The 17,587-nt window shown below is 71.0% G+C and carries 13 protein-coding genes; 6 read left to right on the top strand and 7 right to left on the bottom strand.

Annotation, left to right across the window (positions count from 1 at the left end; all coding sequences use genetic code 11):
- Positions 1-12 precede the first annotated feature (12 nt).
- The gene (locus tag ACPCJR_RS04480; RefSeq protein WP_391510493.1) at positions 13-909 is read left to right on the top strand and encodes an N-formylglutamate amidohydrolase; all 897 of its coding nucleotides are present in this window, start codon (positions 13-15) and stop codon (positions 907-909) included.
- Positions 910-1,139: 230 nt separating this feature from the next.
- Here the strand turns inward: ACPCJR_RS04480 and galU are convergent, their stop codons facing one another.
- Positions 1,140-2,006 carry a UTP--glucose-1-phosphate uridylyltransferase GalU gene (gene galU, locus ACPCJR_RS04475; RefSeq protein WP_391510494.1) on the bottom strand — a complete coding sequence of 289 codons (867 nt, stop codon included), beginning with the start codon at positions 2,004-2,006 and terminating at the stop codon, positions 1,140-1,142.
- Positions 2,007-2,193: 187 nt separating this feature from the next.
- Between galU and galE the strand changes: the two genes are divergently transcribed.
- The 3 genes from galE (at position 2,194) to ACPCJR_RS04460 (ending at position 5,897) form a co-directional block, all read left to right on the top strand.
- Positions 2,194-3,186 carry a UDP-glucose 4-epimerase GalE gene (gene galE / locus ACPCJR_RS04470; protein ID WP_391510495.1) on the top strand — a complete coding sequence of 331 codons (993 nt, stop codon included), beginning with the start codon at positions 2,194-2,196 and terminating at the stop codon, positions 3,184-3,186.
- Complete coding sequence (locus tag ACPCJR_RS04465; RefSeq protein WP_391510496.1) at positions 3,183-4,376, top strand: lytic murein transglycosylase; 1,194 nt, start codon at positions 3,183-3,185, stop codon at positions 4,374-4,376. The genes galE and ACPCJR_RS04465 overlap by 4 nt, the downstream gene beginning before the upstream one ends.
- 84 nt (positions 4,377-4,460) lie before the next feature.
- Complete coding sequence (locus tag ACPCJR_RS04460) at positions 4,461-5,897, top strand: DUF459 domain-containing protein (RefSeq protein WP_391510497.1); 1,437 nt, start codon at positions 4,461-4,463, stop codon at positions 5,895-5,897.
- Between the two features lie 23 nt (positions 5,898-5,920).
- On the opposite strand, the gene ACPCJR_RS04455 is transcribed toward ACPCJR_RS04460, so the two are convergent.
- Both ACPCJR_RS04455 and ACPCJR_RS04450 read right to left on the bottom strand, forming a co-directional pair.
- Positions 5,921-6,580, bottom strand: a complete 660-nt coding sequence (locus ACPCJR_RS04455; protein ID WP_391510498.1) for a response regulator transcription factor — start codon at positions 6,578-6,580, stop codon at positions 5,921-5,923.
- An 8-nt stretch (positions 6,581-6,588) separates the two neighbouring features.
- Positions 6,589-7,929 (bottom strand): sensor histidine kinase, encoded by a 1,341-nt coding sequence (locus ACPCJR_RS04450; protein WP_391510499.1) that lies wholly within the window; start codon positions 7,927-7,929, stop codon positions 6,589-6,591.
- A gap of 177 nt (positions 7,930-8,106) precedes the next feature.
- Here ACPCJR_RS04450 and ACPCJR_RS04445 point away from each other — a divergent pair, with 177 nt between their 5' ends.
- Positions 8,107-9,051, top strand: coding sequence for an MBL fold metallo-hydrolase (locus ACPCJR_RS04445; RefSeq protein WP_391510500.1), 945 nt, complete (start codon positions 8,107-8,109; stop codon positions 9,049-9,051).
- A 73-nt stretch (positions 9,052-9,124) separates the two neighbouring features.
- Here ACPCJR_RS04445 and ACPCJR_RS04440 read toward each other — a convergent pair whose 3' ends face one another.
- The 4 genes from ACPCJR_RS04440 to gltB all read right to left on the bottom strand — a co-directional run bounded on the left by ACPCJR_RS04440 (position 9,125) and on the right by gltB (position 15,911).
- Positions 9,125-10,558 (bottom strand): glutamate synthase subunit beta, encoded by a 1,434-nt coding sequence (locus tag ACPCJR_RS04440; protein WP_391510501.1) that lies wholly within the window; start codon positions 10,556-10,558, stop codon positions 9,125-9,127.
- A gap of 81 nt (positions 10,559-10,639) precedes the next feature.
- Entirely contained in the window at positions 10,640-10,885 is a 246-nt protein-coding gene (locus ACPCJR_RS04435; RefSeq protein WP_391510502.1) for a BrnA antitoxin family protein, read from the bottom strand.
- Positions 10,886-10,892: 7 nt separating this feature from the next.
- Positions 10,893-11,162, bottom strand: a complete 270-nt coding sequence (locus tag ACPCJR_RS04430; RefSeq protein WP_391510503.1) for a BrnT family toxin — start codon at positions 11,160-11,162, stop codon at positions 10,893-10,895.
- A 30-nt stretch (positions 11,163-11,192) separates the two neighbouring features.
- Positions 11,193-15,911, bottom strand: coding sequence for a glutamate synthase large subunit (gltB, locus tag ACPCJR_RS04425; RefSeq protein ID WP_391510504.1), 4,719 nt, complete (start codon positions 15,909-15,911; stop codon positions 11,193-11,195).
- Between the two features lie 599 nt (positions 15,912-16,510).
- Here gltB and ACPCJR_RS04420 point away from each other — a divergent pair.
- Positions 16,511-17,569: a hypothetical protein gene (locus ACPCJR_RS04420; RefSeq protein WP_391510505.1), complete on the top strand. Its 1,059-nt coding sequence runs from the start codon at positions 16,511-16,513 to the stop codon at positions 17,567-17,569.
- Positions 17,570-17,587: the final 18 nt, after the last annotated feature.

Genomic DNA, 17,587 nt, shown 5'->3' with positions numbered 1-17,587 from the left:
TTCCGCCTCTCGATGAGCTTTCTTCCTCCCGACGATTCCGAGGCCTTCGATCCGCCCTTCGTCGTGGACGAGCCGGCGCAGCACAGCGTTCCCTTCGTGTTCAACACGCCCCATTCCGGCGCGCACTACCCCGAGGCTTTCCTCGCCGCCTCCCGGCTCGACGCCCTGACCCTGCGCCGCTCGGAGGATGCCCATGTCGACCGGCTGTTCGCCGCCGTGGTCGGCCTCGGCGCGCCCTTGATGCGGGCGAACTTCCCCCGCGCCTATCTCGACGTGAACCGCGAGCCCTACGAACTCGACCCGCGCATGTTCCAGGGGCGGCTGCCCTCCTACGCCAACACCCGTTCCATGCGGGTCGCCGGAGGTCTCGGCACGGTGCCGCGCATCGTCGCCGACGGACAGGAGATCTACCGGGAGCGCCTGCCGGTCGAGGCGGCGGTCCGGCGCATCGAGACGCTCTACAAGCCCTATCACCGCACCCTGCGCGGCCTGATCCAGCGCACGGCGCGGACCTTCGGCCGGGCCTTCCTGATCGACTGCCACTCGATGCCCTCGTCGAGCCTCGGACGGGAGGAGAGCGCGCAGGCCGATTTCGTTCTCGGCGACCGCTTCGGCACCGCCTGCCTGCCGGCCCTCGTGGAGGGGGTCGAGGCCCGCCTGCGGGCGCTGGGCTACAAGGTCGTGCGCAACAAGCCCTATGCCGGCGGCTTCATCACCGAGCATTACGGCGAGCCGGGGCTCGGACGGCACGCGCTGCAGATCGAGATCAACCGGGCGCTCTACATGAACGAGCAGTCGCTGGCCCTGACCGCGGGCTTTCCGACTCTGGCCGACAACCTGGCCGCGGTGTTCGCCGAGATCGCCGCCGAGACCGGGGAGGCCGTGCCGCACCGCATCGCCGCGGAATAGCGGCCGGGCCCGCCCGGAGCCGCGGGCGTGGTTCGGCCAAGAAAAAAGGCCGCCCCGAAGGACGGCCCGAAGTCTAGGGAGGAAACGCCCAAGAAGGGCTGCTGGACCGCGACGCCATCGCGATCTCGCAATGCACAAATCGCATCGCGGCGCACAATCCGCAAGGGCACAAGCCGCTTTCCCGCCTGCGGGCAGCGCATGGCTACGCTGCGCCGATGCATGGAACCGAATCAGCCCTCTCCGAGAAGGGCGCGGATCTCCGCCTTCAGGGAATCGGCCAGGTCCGGGCGCTGCAGCCCGTAAGCGATGTTGGCGGTCAGGAAGCCGATCTTGGAGCCGGTGTCGTAGGTCCGCCCATCGAAGTGCATGCCGTAGAACTTCTGCTCCTCGGCGAGCCGGATCATCGCGTCGGTGAGCTGGATCTCGCCGCCGGCCCCCTTCTCGCCCCGCTCCAGGATCGAGAAAATCTCGGGCTGGAGGATGTAGCGGCCGGAAATGATGAAGTTCGACGGCGCGGTCCCCTGCTTGGGCTTTTCCACCATGCCGGTGATCTCGAAGGTCTGGCCGAAGGTCTCGCCGACCGCGACGATGCCGTACTGGTGGGTTTCCTCGGGCTTGACCTCCTCCACGGCGATGACGTTGCCGCCGTGCCGCTCGTAGGCCTCCAGCATCTGGGCCATGCAGCCGCGGCTCAGCATGTCGGGCAGCAGCACGGCGAAGGGCTCGTCGCCGACGATCTCGCGGGCGCACCAGACGGCGTGGCCGAGGCCGAGCGGCGCCTGCTGCCGGGTGAAGCTGGTCTGGCCGGCCTTGGGCAGATCCCTCTTCAACTCCTCGTAGGCCGCCTGCTTGCCGCGCTCCTGCAGCATGTGGTCGAGTTCGAAGGCGATGTCGAAATGATCCTCGATCACCGCCTTGCCGCGACCCGTCACGAAGATGAAGTGCTCGATGCCCGCCTCCCGGGCCTCGTCGACGACGTGCTGCACGACGGGACGATCGACGACGGTGAGCATCTCCTTGGGCACGGCCTTCGTCGCCGGCAGGAAGCGGGTGCCGAGGCCGGCGACGGGAAGGACGGCCTTGCGAATTCGTTTCATGTGGCGGGACCCGTTGATGGTTCTGTGTCGGGGCGAGCCCTGATCGACGCAATACAATAGCGCAAAGGCGCCGCGTAACAGCCCCGCTCGGGTATGATTGGGCGTATTTCGTCATGTATGAACGTCTTGGCGGATCGGTGCGCGGCCTCCGCGCCCGGTCGGGCCTTGAAGGCAGAGGGAACGGACGATGGCGGTTCTGGTCACCGGCGGCGCGGGCTATATCGGCAGCCACATGGTGCTGGCCCTGATCGATGCCGGACACGAGGAGGTCGTCGTCCTCGACGACCTCTCGACCGGGTTCGACTGGGCCCTGCCGCCGGAGGTGCGCCTCGTCGTCGGCGACGTGGCCGACCAAGCGCTCGTGACCGAGACCATCCTGCGCCACCAGATCGACGCGGTCGCGCATTTCGCCGCGCGCATCGTCGTGCCCGACTCGGTCGCCGATCCGCTGGGCTACTACCTCGCCAACACGGTCAAGACCCGCGCGCTGATCGAGACCGCGGCGCGCACGGGCGTCAGGCACTTCATCTTCTCCTCCACCGCCGCCGTCTACGGCGAGCCCGAGATCGTGCCGGTGCCCGAGACGCTGGCCACCAACCCGATCAACCCCTACGGCCGCTCCAAGCTGATGAGCGAGTGGATGCTGGCCGACGCGGCCGCCGCCCACGGCTTCAGCTACGGGGTGCTGCGCTACTTCAACGTGGCCGGGGCCGACCCGCGCGGGCGCTCGGGCCAGTCGACGCCCAATGCCACCCACCTGATCAAGGTCGCGACCCAGGCCGCGCTCGGCCAGCGCACGCATCTGGAGGTGTTCGGCACCGACTACCCGACCCGCGACGGCTCCTGCCTGCGCGACTACATCCAGGTCTCGGATCTGGCGGACGCGCACATGGTCGTGCTCGACCACCTGCGCGGCGGGGGCGCGAGCCTGACGCTCAATTGCGGCTACGGCCGGGGCTACTCGGTTCTGGAGTTGATCGAGGTGGTCAAGCGCATCTCGGGCCGCGACTTCGAGGTGCGCCTGTCGCCGCGCCGCCCGGGCGATCCGGCCCAGATCATCGCGGGCGCCGATCGCATCCGCAACGAACTCGGCTGGAGCCCGCGCCAGGACGATCTCGACGCCATCGTCGCCCAGGCGCTGGCCTGGGAGGAGTCCCTGGCCAAGCGGAACCGCCGGTGAGGGCCGGCCTCGCGGGCCTCGTTCTCGCGCTCCTCGCCGCCTCCCCCGCGGCCGTCGGGCCGGCGCGCGCGCAGGACACCGACTTCTCCGGCTTCGTCGACGCCCTGCGGTCCGACGCGAAGAGCCGCGGCATCTCGCAGGCGACCTTCGCGGCGGCCTTCGCCGGCGTGAGCGCCCCGGACCCGGAGGTGATCGCCCGCACCCGCCGCCAGGGCGAGTTCAGCCGGCCGGTCTGGGACTACCTCGTCGGCGCGGTCTCGAACGCGCGCATCGCGCGGGGGCAGGCGCAGGGCAAGCGGCTCGCGGCCACGCTGGCCGCCATCGAGGGAAAGACCGGCGTGCCGCGCGCGATCGTGCTGGCCTTCTGGGGCGTCGAGTCGGATTTCGGCGCCAGCGCCGGTTCCCTGTCGGTGGTCCGGGCACTGGCGAGCCTGGCTTACGCCCGGCACCGGGGCACCCTGTTCCGCGATGAGCTCTGGGCCGCCCTGCAGATCCTGGAGAACGGCGACATCGAGCCCGCACGCATGGTCGGCTCCTGGGCGGGCGCCATGGGGCAGGTGCAGTTCCTGCCCTCGGTCTACCTGCGCGAGGCGGTCGATTTCGACGGCGACGGGCGGCGCGACATCTGGCGCTCGGAGGCCGATTCGCTCGCCTCCATCGCGCATTACCTGCGCTCGCTCGGCTGGAAGCCCGGCCTGTCCTGGGGCTACGAGGTCAGCCTCCCGAAGGAGTTCGACCTGACCCGCTACCGCGGGCCGATTCCCGATTTCGCCGCCCGCGGCGTGCGCCGCACCGACGGCAAGCCCCTGCCGGCAAACGGCGAGGCGAGCCTGTTCCTGCCGGGCGGGCTCGGGAGCCCGGTCTTCCTCATCACTGACAATTTCGAAGTCATCCGCGGCTACAACACCAGCGATTCCTATGCCCTGGCAGTCGGACACCTCGCCGACCGGCTGGCGGGCGGCCTTCCCCTCGCCGCTCCCTGGCCGAGCGGCGCCGCGCGGCTCGACGGGCCGGGCCTCAAGCGCCTACAGGCGGGGCTCGCGGCCAAGGGCCTCTATGCCGGCGAGCAGGATGGGCGGGCCGGGCCGAAGCTGCGCGAGGCGGTGCGGCAGTACCAGATCCGCGAGGGGTTGCCCGCCGACGGCTATGCCCGGCCGGCGCTTCTGGAGAGGGTCGAGGGGCGCCCTTAGACGCGTCGGCCCCGTCGCGCTATCCTGCGGGGATGTGAGGCCGGGTCCGCCCGGCCGCTTCCCTTCGATCGAGGCTCTCCCCGCATGGAACGCCGCCCGACCGATCGCCTCGCGTTTCCGAACGCCGCCGCGATCCTCGGACTTCTCGTCCTCGCCGCCCTCTGGCTGACCGCCGCGCCGGTGCCGGCCGCCGCGCAATGGGGCGACAGCTACGACGCGCCCGCGGCCGATCCCTACGCCGCGCCGCCGCCGCGCCGCCGGGCCCGGCAGGGCTATGCCGACGAGTACGGCTACGGCCGCGCGCCGGTCCGCCGCGCCCCGCCGCCCGTGCAGCAGGAGGCGCCGCGCCAGTTCTTCTGGCCCTGGGAGGATCAGCCCCGAGCCCAGCCCGCGCCGCAGCCGCAGCCGCCCTCGGGCTACAGCCGGCCGCAGCGTCCGCGCGCGCCGGCGGCCGCGAGCCGCTCGGACGAGGAGCGCGCCGCGCGCCGGCGCCGTCCGAGTCCGCCCCCCGCGGTCGCGCAGCAACCCAAGGCGAAGGTGCCGAAGACGGCGCCGACGACCCAGGTCGCCGTGTTCGGCGATTCCCTGGCGAGCTACCTCGTGAAGGGCGTGGACGAAGCCTTCTCTGACAATGCCGAGATCGGCGTGCTCGACCGGTCCAAGGCCGAGAGCGGCCTCGTGCGCAGGGACGTGGTGGACTGGGCCAAGACCACCGAGGACTTCCTCAAGGCCACGCCCAACCTGTCCTACGCCCTGATGATGGTCGGCGTGAACGACCGGCAGGCGATCCGCGAGGGGGACCAGAGCTACGAGGCCCTGTCCGACAAGTGGCGCGAACTCTACGCGGCCCGGGTCGATGCCGTCGTGAAGGTGTTCGAGGAGCACAAGGTGCCGCTGATCTGGGTCGGCCTGCCGCCGGTCCGCAGCGAATCCCTGAGCCGCGATTTCGCGGCGATCAACGACCTCGTGCGCGAGCGGGTGCAGCGGGCCGGCCAGACCTATGTCGAGATCTGGCAGGGCTTCGTGGACGACCGCAATCGCTTTGCCGCCTCCGGGCCGGACGTGGACGGCCAGGAGGCGCGGCTGCGTACCTCCGACGGCATCCACTTCACCGGCGCGGGCTCCCGCAAGGTGGCCCACTTCGCCGACGTGGAACTCAAGCGCCTGATGGGCGCCAAGGGCGGCCTGCCCTCGGAGCAGCCCGCCGCCCCGATCGCGACCGCCCCCGCCGAGGGCGGCCCCGGGATCGGCGTCGAGGATACGGCGGCTATCGACCGCCGGATCACCGCGATGCTGCCGAGCCTGCCCGAACCGCCCGGTATCCCGAGTCTGCCGGTCAAGCCCGCGGCGGGGCCGGTGGTGCCGCTGGGCCGTCCCGAGACCTCGCCCGGCGGCACGCTGATCAGCGGCCGGCCCCAGGAGGGCGACGCCACCGGCACGCGCGAGCGCAGCCTGCAGCGCGGCGCGGCTCCCCTGCCCCAGCCCGGCCGGGCCGACGATTTCCGCTGGCCGCCGGGATAGGCTCCGCGTCGCGGCGGCCGCTATCAGCCCTCCGCGGAGGGAGGGCCGGGCGGGGCGGCCACGAGCCCGGCCCCGACGGCGATCCAGACCAGATGGGCATCCGTGCGGGCGCCGAGCTTGGCCCGGATCAGCGAAAGATTGTTCTGGACCGTCTTGAGACTGAGGCACAGCGCCTCGGCGATGGCCGGCGCCGCCGCGCCCGCGGCCGTCAGGCCGAGGATCTCGACTTCCCGCGGACTGAGATCGTCGAGGGCGGTCCGTCCGCCGGCCACCTCGTCCCGCGCGATCGCGAGAGCGATGTCGGGGCTCATGGCGCGCTCGCCGCGCAGGACGCCCGCCACGGCCGTCAGCAGGTCCCGCGGCGGGCTCGCCTTGCTGACATAGCCGCCGGCACCTGCGGCGAAGGCCTGGCGCGCGACCGCGGCACCGGTGCGCATGCTGAAGACGAGGATACGGGCCGCGCCGTCCCATTGCCGGATGTGCCGGATCGCCTCGATGCCGCTCGGACCCGGCAGCGACAGGTCGAGGATGACGAGGTCCGGGGCCCGCGCCTTGTAGAGGCGGTAGGCCTCCGCCGCGGTCTCGGCCTCCGCCACGACGGTGAAGCCCGGCTGCCGTTCGAGCAGGCGGCGATAGCCCTCGCGCACCACGGGATGGTCGTCGACGAGGAGGATTGACGGCATCGCGCGCCTCAGCCGCGGACCGGGACGGTGGCGCAGGCGCGGATGCCGCTGCCGTTCCCGGTGAGGGACAGGTGACCGCCGAGAGTGGCGAGCCGTGCCCGGATTCCGGCAAGGCCGCGGCCGGAAGCGCCGGCCGCGCTCGCAGCGTCGCCTCCGCCGTCGTCGTCCACGCTCAGGCTGACGGCCCGCCCTCCCGACTCGGTTCCCTGCAGCCGCAGGAAGACCCGGCTCGGCCGCCCGTGCCGAAGGGCGTTGGTCAGGAGTTCCTGCGCGATCCGGTAGAGGCTCGCCGAGGCTTGCGCCGACAGGCCCGCCCAATCGCCCGTCACGTCGAGATGCAGGCTCGGCCCGGTGCGCAGGCGCGCCTGCCACTCCAGGACGAGCCCGCGGAGGCCTTCACTCAAGCCGATCCCGGCGAGGTCGGGCAGTTCGAGCCGGGCCAGGGCGCCGCGCAGGCTCTCGCGCATGGAGCCGAGGATCACCTCAATGCCGACGGCGTCGGCCCGCAGATCCTCGCGATCCGCCGGCGCGCCCGCCTCGATGGCGGCGGCGAGCGCGCCTGCCGCGGCGAGGCACTGGCCGAACGCGTCGTGCAGGTCGCGGGCGAGGCTCTGCCGCTCCTCCTCCTGCACCTGGACCAGCCGTTGCAGCAGCTCCGCGCGCTCGCCCTCGGTGCGGGCCAGGCGCGCCGCGAGGGCGTTGATGGCAGCGGCGATCCGGTCGAATTCCAGCGCCCCGAAGCGTGGCAGGGCCGGCGGGGGCCGGCCGGCCTCGAACCCGTCGAGGCCCTGCACGATCCGTCCCGCCGGCGCCACGAGGCGGGCGGCGGCGAGCCAGCCCAGGATCGCCGTGGTTCCGGCGAGCGACAGGGCGAGACCGCTCGCGAACCGGACCTGCCGCCATGCGCGGCCCGCGGCGGCGACGGGATCCGGCCAGGCCGCGACTTGGCCGAGGGAGCGTCCACGGTAGGCGATCTCCCGGATCACCGGTGCCGCGCCCGCCTCCGCCGCCAGGGCGCCCGCGAGCCAGGCGGGGGCCGTGCCGAGCCCGTCCCAATCCCCGCAGAGCCGGCGTGGGGCCTCGGCGCCGAGGCGGATCTCCGCGCAGATGCCCGGCAGGATCATGAGGACGGTCGGCTCGGCCTGCGGCTCGCTGATCGGCAGTGCGGCCGGGCCGAGGCTGCCGAGCCCCGGCTGCCGGGCCAGCTGCGCCGCGATCCGCCCGGCCGACACCGCGGCTTCCTCGCGCAGACCCGTGCGCGCCTCCCACAGGGTCCAGGCGACGGCGCCCGCCAGACAGAGCAGCGTGACGATCGAGAGGCGCAGGGCGAGATGCGCGGGCAGGCTCATCGGGGCAACCGGGCAAGCGAGGGCCAGCGAGTGGGAACCGGCAGCCGGCCGGGGCGCAAGGGGCACGAAGCCTCATCGGGAAAAATGCCCGATGCTCGGCGGGTGTCCTTCCCTGGGCGGCGGCGAACCGGCGCGCCAGGATCGGCTCTCTTTCCCCTCAAGCCGGACCCGTTGGCGATGCCCTTCCTGCCGTCCCGCCGAACCGTGCTCGCCGCGGGTGCCTGCCTGCCGCTCCTCCGCACGGCCGATGCGAGGACGCACGTGCCCGCCGCCTACCGCGTCGGCGCCTTTGCCGTGACGCCGCTGCACGACGGGCTCTTCCCGCTCCAGCCCAGCATGATTCCGGCCGCTGACGGCGAGGCCGGGCGCGTCCTGCTCGTGCGGGCCGGCCTGCCGCCGGGCGGCCCCTCGCCGGAGCCGGTCAACGCCTTCCTGATCCGGCGCGGCGATCGTCTCGGCCTGCTCGATGCCGGGTGCGGGACGGTGTTCGGGCCGGGATTCGACGGGGTGAGCGCGGCGCTCGCGGCGCAGGGCGTGCGGCCGGACCGGATCGAGACGGTGTGGCTGACCCATCTCCACGCGGACCATGTTGGCGGCCTGCTCACGCCCGAGGGCGGCGCCCGCTTCCGCAACGCGGAGCTGGTGCTGCAGGAGCGCGAGGCCGCCTACTGGTCGGATGCGGCTGCCCGCGCCCGGGCACCGGCCGCGATGGCCCCCTTCTTCGACACGGCGCAGGCGGTGCTGGCGGCCTATGCCGGCCGGATACGCCGGGTTTCCGGAGAGGCTGGGCTCGCGCCCGGCCTCTCGTTCCTTCCGCTGCCGGGGCATACGCCGGGCCATGCCGGCGTGCTGGTCGAGGACGGATCGGAGCGGCTGCTGATCTGGGGCGACATCGTCCATTCCCGCATCCTGCAGATGCCGCATCCGGACTGGACCGTGATCTGGGATGCCGACCCGGCGCAGGCGATCGCCACCCGCCGTCGCATCCTCGACCGTGCCGCCAGCGAGGGGCTGGACGTCGCCGGGATGCATCTTTCGTCCCGAGGCCGGATCGGACGCGACGGATCGGCCTACCTGTGGGAGGCCCGGGACGATGCGGGCTCCGGGAGTGTGCCTCGCTGAAAGCGCCCTGGGGTCAACGAAAAGGGCCAATGCCTCTCGGCAATGGCCCCTGCTTCGTCCGACTTGAAACGGCTTACCGCGGCAGCACCGTCGCGCCCATCAGCGCCTCGTCGATGGAGCGGGCGGCCTGACGGCCTTCGCGGATCGCCCAGACCACCAGGGACTGGCCGCGGCGCATGTCGCCGGCGACGTAGATCTTCGGGTTCGAGGTCAGGTAGTCCTCATCGTTGGCGCTCACGTTGCCGCGCTTGTCGACCGCCACGCCCGATTCCTCGACCAGACCCTTCTGCACCGAGCCGGCGAAGCCGATCGCCATGAAGACGAGGTCGGCCGGCAGCACGAACTCGCTGCCCTCGATCGGCTGGCGCCGCTCATCCACCCGGGCGCAGACCACGCCGGTGAGCTGGCCCTTGCGGTTGCCCTCCAGGCGCAGGGTCGCGGCCTGGAACTCGCGCTCGGCGCCCTCGGCCTGGCTCGACGAGGTGCGCATCTTGGTCGGCCAGTAGGGCCACACCGTCAGCTTGTCCTCGCGCTCCGGCGGACGCGGGCGGATATCGAGCTGGGTCACCGAGAGCGCGCCCTGGCGGAAGGCTGTACCGACGCAGTCGGACGCCGTGTCGCCGCCGCCGATGACGACGACGTTCTTGCCGGCGGCCAGGATCGGCAGCTCGCCGTTGCCCGGCATCGGCTCGGCGCCGACCCGGCGGTTCGACTGCACGAGGTAGGGCATGGCGTAGTGCACGCCGTCGAGTTCCTGGCCCGGCAGCTGCGGATTGCGCGGGTCCTCGGCGCCGCCGCAGAACAGTACGGCGTCGAACTGGCTCGTCAGGTCTTCGAGGGGGACGTTGACGCCGATATTGGCCCGGTAGTGGAAGACGACGCCCTCGGCCTCCATCTGCTTCACGCGCCGGTCGATGTGGCGCTTCTCCATCTTGAAGTCGGGGATGCCGTAGCGCAGCAGGCCGCCGGCCTTGGGCTCGCGCTCGTAGACATGCACGTCGTGGCCGACCCGGGCGAGCTGCTGGGCCGCGGCCATGCCGGCCGGGCCGGAGCCGATCACCGCCACGCGCTTGCCGGTGCGGGTCGCCGAGGGCTCGGGCTTGACCCAACCGTTGTTCCAGGCGCGATCCGCGATCGCCTGCTCGATCGTCTTGATCGCGACCGGCTGGTTCTCGAGGTTCAGCGTGCAGGCCTCCTCGCAGGGCGCGGGGCAGACGCGGCCGGTGAATTCCGGGAAATTGTTGGTGGAGTGGAGGTTGCGCGAGGCCTCCTCCCAATCCGACTGGTAGACGAGGTCGTTCCAGTCCGGAATCTGGTTGTGGACCGGGCAACCGGTCGGTCCGTGGCAGAACGGGATGCCGCAATCCATGCAGCGTGCCGCCTGTTTGGACAGGTCGTGCTCGTCGAGCGGCAGCGTGAATTCGCGGAAGTGCCGCACGCGGTCGGCGGCGAGCTGATACTTCTGCTCCTGCCGGTCGAATTCGAGAAACCCGGTGACCTTGCCCATCGTGTCCGTCTCTTCGTGACCGCCTCGCGACGGTATCCAGCCCCCGGGCACGCTGCGGCCCACTGATCTCAGTTCGATGACTCAGAGCCGCTCAGGGTGCTCGGCCATCCATTCTTTCAAAGCGTCCTCGATCCGGAGCTGCCAGCCGGGACCCTGGGCGCGGAAGCGCTCGACGATCTCGGTCGGCAGGACGAGACGCTCGGTCTCGCCGGGGCGGTAGCCGCGCTCGACGAGCTTGCCGGCGATGAGATGGTCTGCCCGCTCGAACCACTCGTCATCGAGTTCGGGCGCATCGTCCGGGTCCCATCCGATATCGTCGGGATGCATCGGTCGATCAGCGTCGTGGGCGGTAGCGCGCTTGCTCTCGCTCATTGGCTTTCCTCATACTGATGATCCGACAAACACGGTCGCGTTCTGTCCAGACGACGATGACCATGCGTCCGTCAAGGTATCCGACCGTGACTTCCCGTCTCTCTCCGTAATCGCTCCTCGTATCGATGAACGTGGCGACTGCCGTCGCAAACACCTCGGCGGAGCGGGCGAAATCGAGCCCGCGTCCCATAAGCGTCCGCTCACGCTTGGCCGGGTCGAAGGTGATCTCCACCTGTGGCGCTCGCCTTCGACCCGTCCAAGATCACTCTGCCGCCACCGGCATGCGCGCCATCTCCATCTCGCGCAGGGCCCGGCGGTACTCGACCGGCATCACCTTGACGAACTTGGTGCGGAAACCCGCCCAGTCATCGAGGATCTGCTTGGCGCGCGGGCTGCCGGTGTATTTCAGGTGGTTGGTCAGAAGCTGCGACAGCCGCTCCTCGTCGTGGCCCGACATGTCCGCGAGGATGTCGACCCGGCCCTTGGTCTCCAGATCGCCGTCCTGGTGGAAGCGGCGCATGATGTCGTCCTCCTCCTCCACGGGCTCCAGATCGACCATCGACAGGTTGCAGCGGTCGCGGAACGAGCCGTCCTCGTCGAGCACGTAGGCGATGCCGCCGGACATGCCCGCCGCGAAGTTGCGCCCCGTCACGCCGATCGAGACCACCACGCCGCCGGTCATGTACTCGCAGCCATGGTCGCCCATGCCCTCGACCACCGCGATGGCGCCTGAGTTGCGCACGGCGAAGCGCTCGCCGGCCGCACCGCGGATGTAGCATTCGCCCGCGATCGCCCCGTAGAGCACGGTGTTGCCGGCCATGATCGTGCGGGCGGGCGGCGCCTTCAGCGCGTCGCTCGGACGGATGATCAGCTTGCCGCCCGACAGGCCCTTGCCGACATAGTCGTTGCCGTGGCCGGTCAGGTCGAGGGTGACGCCGGCCGCGAGCCACGCGCCGAAGCTCTGCCCGGCGGTGCCGTTGAGCTTCACCACGATGCTGTCGTCCGGCAGGCCGTCATGGCCGTGCCGCTTCGCCACCGCACCCGAGAGCATGGCGCCCGCCGCGCGGTCCGAGTTGCGGATCACGTCGGTGAGGGTGACCGCCTCGCCGGTCTCGATCGCGTTCTCGGCCCCCGCGATCAGGCGGCGGTCGAGCACCGTGTCGATCGGGTGATGCTGCGTCTCGACATGCCGGATCGCCACCTCCGGCCCGACATCGGGCCGGTGGAACAGCTTCGAGAAGTCGAGGCCGCTGGCCTTCCAGTGCTCGATCGCCTCGCGCTTGTCGAGGAGGTCGGAGCGGCCGATCAGGTCCTCCAACTTGGTGAAGCCCATCGCCGCCATCAGCTCCCGCAGCTCCTCGGCCACGAAGAAGAAGTAGTTGATGACGTGCTCAGGGGTGCCCTTGAAGCGCTTGCGCAGCACCGGGTCCTGGGTGGCGACGCCCACCGGGCAGGTGTTGAGGTGGCACTTGCGCATCATGATGCAGCCGGCCGCGATCAGCGGCGCGGTCGAGAAGCCGATCTGGTCAGCGCCCAGCAGCACCGCGATCATCGCGTCCTTGCCGGTGCGGATGCCGCCGTCGGCCTGGAGCGCGACGCGGCCGCGCAGGCCGTTCATCACGAGCGTCTGCTGCGTCTCGGCCAGACCCGTTTCCCAGGGCCCGCCCGCATGCTTGATCGAGGTGAGCGGCGCCGCGCCCGTGCCGCCGTCGAAGCCGGAGATCGTGATGTGGTCGGCGCGCGCCTTGGCGACGCCCGCCGCGACGGTGCCGACGCCGACCTCGGAAACGAGCTTGACCGAGATGTCGGCCGCCGGGTTCACGTTCTTCAGGTCGAAGATGAGCTGGGCCAGATCCTCGATCGAGTAGATGTCGTGGTGGGGCGGCGGCGAGATCAGGCCGACGCCCGGCGTCGCGTAGCGCACCTTGGCGATCTTGGCGTCGACCTTGTGGCCGGGCAACTGGCCGCCCTCGCCGGGCTTGGCACCCTGCGCGACCTTGATCTGGATCATGTCGCCGTTGACGAGGTACTCGGTCGTGACGCCGAAGCGGCCCGAGGCCACCTGCTTGATGGCGGAACGGCGCGAGCGCCCGTCGGGGCCGGGGATGAACCGGCGCGGCTCCTCGCCGCCCTCGCCCGAGTTCGAACGGCCGCCGAACGAGTTCATGGCGATCGCCAGCGTCTCGTGCGCCTCCTTCGAGATCGAGCCGTAGGACATGGCGCCGGTGGCGAAGCGCTTGACGATCTCGGAGGCCGGCTCGACCGCCGAGAGCTCCACCGGTTCGCGGCCCAGATCGGCGGCGGTCTTGATCCGGAACAGGCCGCGCAGGGTCTTGAGGTGGTTCTCCTGCTCGTTCACCAGCCGGGCGTATTCGCGGTAGCGCTCGGGCACGCCGAGGCGCACCGCGTGCTGCAGCGTCGCCACGCTGTCGGGCGTCCAGGTATGGGTCTCGCCGCGCAGGCGATAGGCGTACTCGCCGCCGACATCGAGCGCGTTGCGGTAGATCGGGGCGTCGCCGAAGGCGTCCTGGTGGCGCAGGGCCGTCTCCTGGGCGACCTCGGCCATGCCGATGCCCTCGACCGTCGTGGCCGTCCCGAAGAAGTCCTTCGCTACGAAGTCGGAGTTCAGACCGATCGCGTCGAAGATCTGCGCGCCGCAATAGGACTGGTAGGTCGAGATGCCCATCTTGGACATGACCTTGAGCAGGCCCTTATCGATCGACTTGATATAGCGGTAGACGATCTCGTTGTCGGTCAGGTCCGGCGGGAACTCGTCCTTCATCGCGATCAGCGTCTCGAAGGCGAGGTAGGGGTTCACGGCCTCCGCGCCGTAGCCGGCCAGGCAGGCGAAGTGATGCACCTCGCGCGGCTCGCCCGACTCGACCACGAGGCCGACCGAGGTGCGAAGCCCCTTGCGGATCAGGTAGTTGTGCACGGCCGCGGTCGCGAGCAGCGCCGGGATCGGGATGCGGTCCGGCCCCACCATGCGGTCGGACAGGATGATGATGTTGTAGCCGCCGCGCACCGCGACCTCGGCCCGGTCGCACAGGCGATCGAGCGCGCCCTCCATCGCCGCAGCGCCGGATTCGGCCGCGTAGGTGATGTCGAGCGTGCGGGTGTCGAAGCGGTCCTCGAAGTGGGAGATCGAGCGGATCTTCTCCAGGTCGCCGTTCGTCAGGATCGGCTGGCGGACCTCCAGACGCTTGCGGCGGGAGGCACCCTCCATGTCGAGCAGATTCGGGCGCGGGCCGATGAACGAGACGAGGCTCATCACGGCCTCCTCGCGGATCGGGTCGATCGGCGGGTTGGTGACCTGCGCGAAGTTCTGCTTGAAGTAGGTGTAGAGCAGCTTGGGCTTGTCGGAGAGCGCCGAGAGCGGCGTGTCCGAGCCCATTGAGCCGACCGCCTCCTGGCCGGTCACGGCCATGGGCTGCATCAGCAGCTTGAGGTCTTCCTGGGTGTAGCCGAAGGCCTGCTGGCGATCGAGCAGCGACACGTCCGTGCGCGAGGCGCGCGGGCTGATGGGGTGCAGATCCTCCAGCACGATCTGGGTGTTCTTGACCCACTCGGCATAGGGATGTGCGCCGGCCAGCTCGCCCTTGATCTCCTCGTCGGAGACGATGCGGCCCTTCTCCAAATCGATCAGCAGCATCCGGCCCGGCTGAAGACGCCAGGACTGGACGATCTTCTCATCCGGGATTGGCAGCACGCCCATCTCGGAGGCGAGCACGACGAGGCCATCATCGGTGACGATGTAGCGGGCCGGGCGCAGGCCATTGCGGTCGAGGGTCGCGCCGATCTGGCGCCCGTCGGTGAAGGCGACGGCGGCCGGCCCGTCCCACGGCTCCATCAGGGCGGCGTGATACTCGTAGAAGGCGCGCCGCTCCTCGCTCATCAGCGGGTTGCCGGCCCAGGCCTCCGGGATCAGCATCATCATCGCGTGGGCGAGCGAGTAGCCGCCCTGCACGAGGAACTCGAGGGCGTTGTCGAAGCAGGCGGTGTCGGACTGGCCCTCGTAGGAGATCGGCCAGAGCTTCGAGATGTCGTTGCCGAACAGCTCGGAGTCGACGCTGGCCTGGCGCGCGGCCATCCAGTTCACGTTGCCGCGCAGCGTGTTGATCTCGCCGTTATGGGCCACCATCCGGTAGGGGTGCGACAGGCGCCAGGTCGGGAAGGTGTTGGTGGCGAAGCGCTGGTGGACGAGCGCCAGCGCCGAGACGAAGCGCGGGTCCTTCAGGTCGAGATAGTAGTGGCCGAGCTGGTGCACGAGCACCATGCCCTTGTAGACGATGGTCCGGCTCGACACGGAGACGGGGTAGAACGCCTTCACGCGCGGGTCGTCCAGGCCGTAGACCTTGTTCGAGATCACCTTGCGGGCGATGAAGACGCGCCGCTCGAAGGCGTCCTGATCGGTGACGCTCGCGGGGCAGCCGATGAAGACCTGCCGGTGATGCGGCTCGGTCTCCTTCACGGCCCGGCCGAGATCGGTCGAATCGACCGGGACGTCGCGCCAGCCGAGCAGCGGCAGGCCCTCGTCGGCCAGCGTCTTCTCGACGATCTCCTCAATGGCGGCGCGGGCATCCTCCGCCTTGGGCAGGAAGAACTGGCCGATCGCGTACTGGCCGGCGGGCGGCAGCTCGAAGCCGAGGCGCGAGCATTCCTCCGAGAAGAAGCCGTGCGGGATCTGGGTGAGGATGCCGCAGCCGTCGCCCATGGTCGGGTCCGCGCCGACCGCGCCGCGGTGGTCGATGTTCTCCAGGATCTTGAGACCCTGCTGGACGATGCTGTGGCTGCGGCGGTCGTGCATGTCGGCGACGAAGCCGACGCCGCAGGCATCGCGCTCGTGGGCCGGATCGTAGGCGCCCTGCGCCCGCGGCAGTCCCGGGTCGCGCAGGATCATCGGCGCGGTCCCGGCACGCGGGGGCGCGGCTTTCTCAGCCCTCACGACCGGCACCGACAGTTCAGACGGGATCTCACGCATCGTCCGCACATCTCCGACCCTGCCCGCATGCGAGCATGTTTCGTGCCCGTGCACCATCGGTGCCCGGGCCGCCGCCTTCTTTATACCGAGTCGGGTCTCGTCGGGGTCTTCCTGCCGGAATCGCCCGCAAACCCGCGGGCTGAAACCCCGGCCTGCTCAGCCGGCGCTCGCCCGGATCACCTTGACGGTCACCGGTTTGTCAGCTCGTTTGGACGTCACGTCGATCACGTGATGGATCCCCAAAGCTGGCCCGACGGCCAAGCGCGACAAATGGGACAGTCTTACTGTCCTATAGGGCGACGTTGCCAGATTTCATTCATTCCAGCAAGAGGCCGGCCAGCCCCGGCTCCGGCCTTTTGAACATGGCTGAAATCCGCCCGGCGCGCGACCTCGCCCGATCCGGGATCGTGGCCCCGCCCGCCTTCGGCTGCGCCGGCCGGGCCGGGGATTCGTATTGTCGCCCCAATCACCCGTTTAGAAACCCTTGCCGACACGGGGGAATGCGGGGAACGCTCCGACCGTGACGCCGGGGGACCTCGCGGTCAACAGCGGGCCCCCGGAGACCGTTTTTTGCCAAGCACTTGCTGCGAGAGGTCCGTATGGCTTCGAGCCGTCATGCCCCGGGTCGGATCGCGCGCGCGTCGCTGCGTCGCGGCCTCGGTCTCGGCCTTGCGGCCGCGCTCCTGACCGGGGCCGGCCCGCAGGGCGCTGCCGCGCAAGGGTTCTATCGCGAGGTCTACGGCCCGCCCCGCGGCGCCTACTTCAACGATGACGACGGGCTGCTCCCGCCGCGGGAGATCGTCGAGGGGCTGCACGAGCGCGGCTTCTCCGAAGTGGGCCGCCCCCGCTTCGACGGCCGCGCCTACCGCGTCGAGGCGACGAGCCCGCGGGGTATGCGGGTGCGGCTCGTGGTCGATGCCCGCGAGGGCGACGTGCTCGGGCGCGAGCCGCTCGGCGTCTACTACCCGTCCGACCGGGTGCGGCCGGCGGCGCCGGGCTACGGCTGGACCGAGGAGGACATGCGGCCCCGCCGCCAGCGCGAGGCCGAGCGCATCGTGCCTCCCGCCGACATTCCCTCCGTTCCGGGGCTCCGCAACGCGCCGCTCGGCCCCGAGCGCGAGGCGCCCCGCCCCCTGCGGGCCGAGCGCGTTTCGCCGGCCGTGCGGCCCGAGGCCAATCCCCTCGGCGTCAATCCCGACGCGGCGACCGCCCGTCCCGAGGCGCCGCGCCGCGCCGCCCGCCCCGCGCCGGCCGCCGTGCCCGCCTCCGAGAAGGCGAAGCCGGCCCAGGCGCGCATCACTCCGCCGGCTCCCGAGCCGACCCTGCGTTCGGGGCAGGCGGCGACGCCCGAGATCATGCCGGCCGCCCGCCCGGAGCCGGCGAAGGAAGCCAAGGCGTCCGAGCCGCCGGCGAACCCGTCCAAGCTCGACGCCGCCCCGGCCCCGGCCAAGGAGTCGCCCAAGCTTCCTTCCAGGGAGTCGAGCAAGGAACCGGCCAAGGAGCCCGCCAAGGAACCCGCGAAGACGGCCGACTCGGCCCCCGCGCCGGCCAAGCCCGGCTGGCAGGACCCGCCCGCCGACGGTCCCCGCAAGAACGTGCGGGTGATCGGCGGGGCGACGGTGGTGCCCGGCGGCAGCGGCGAGGCCGCCGGCAACTGACGGGGGCTCAGCCCTCGT

Source organism: Methylobacterium sp. NPDC097929 (assembly GCF_049543375.1).
Classification (GTDB): Bacteria; Pseudomonadota; Alphaproteobacteria; order Rhizobiales; family Beijerinckiaceae; genus Methylobacterium.
Note: the sequence above shows the minus strand (reverse complement) of the source record. Positions and strands in the feature narration are given on the sequence as shown.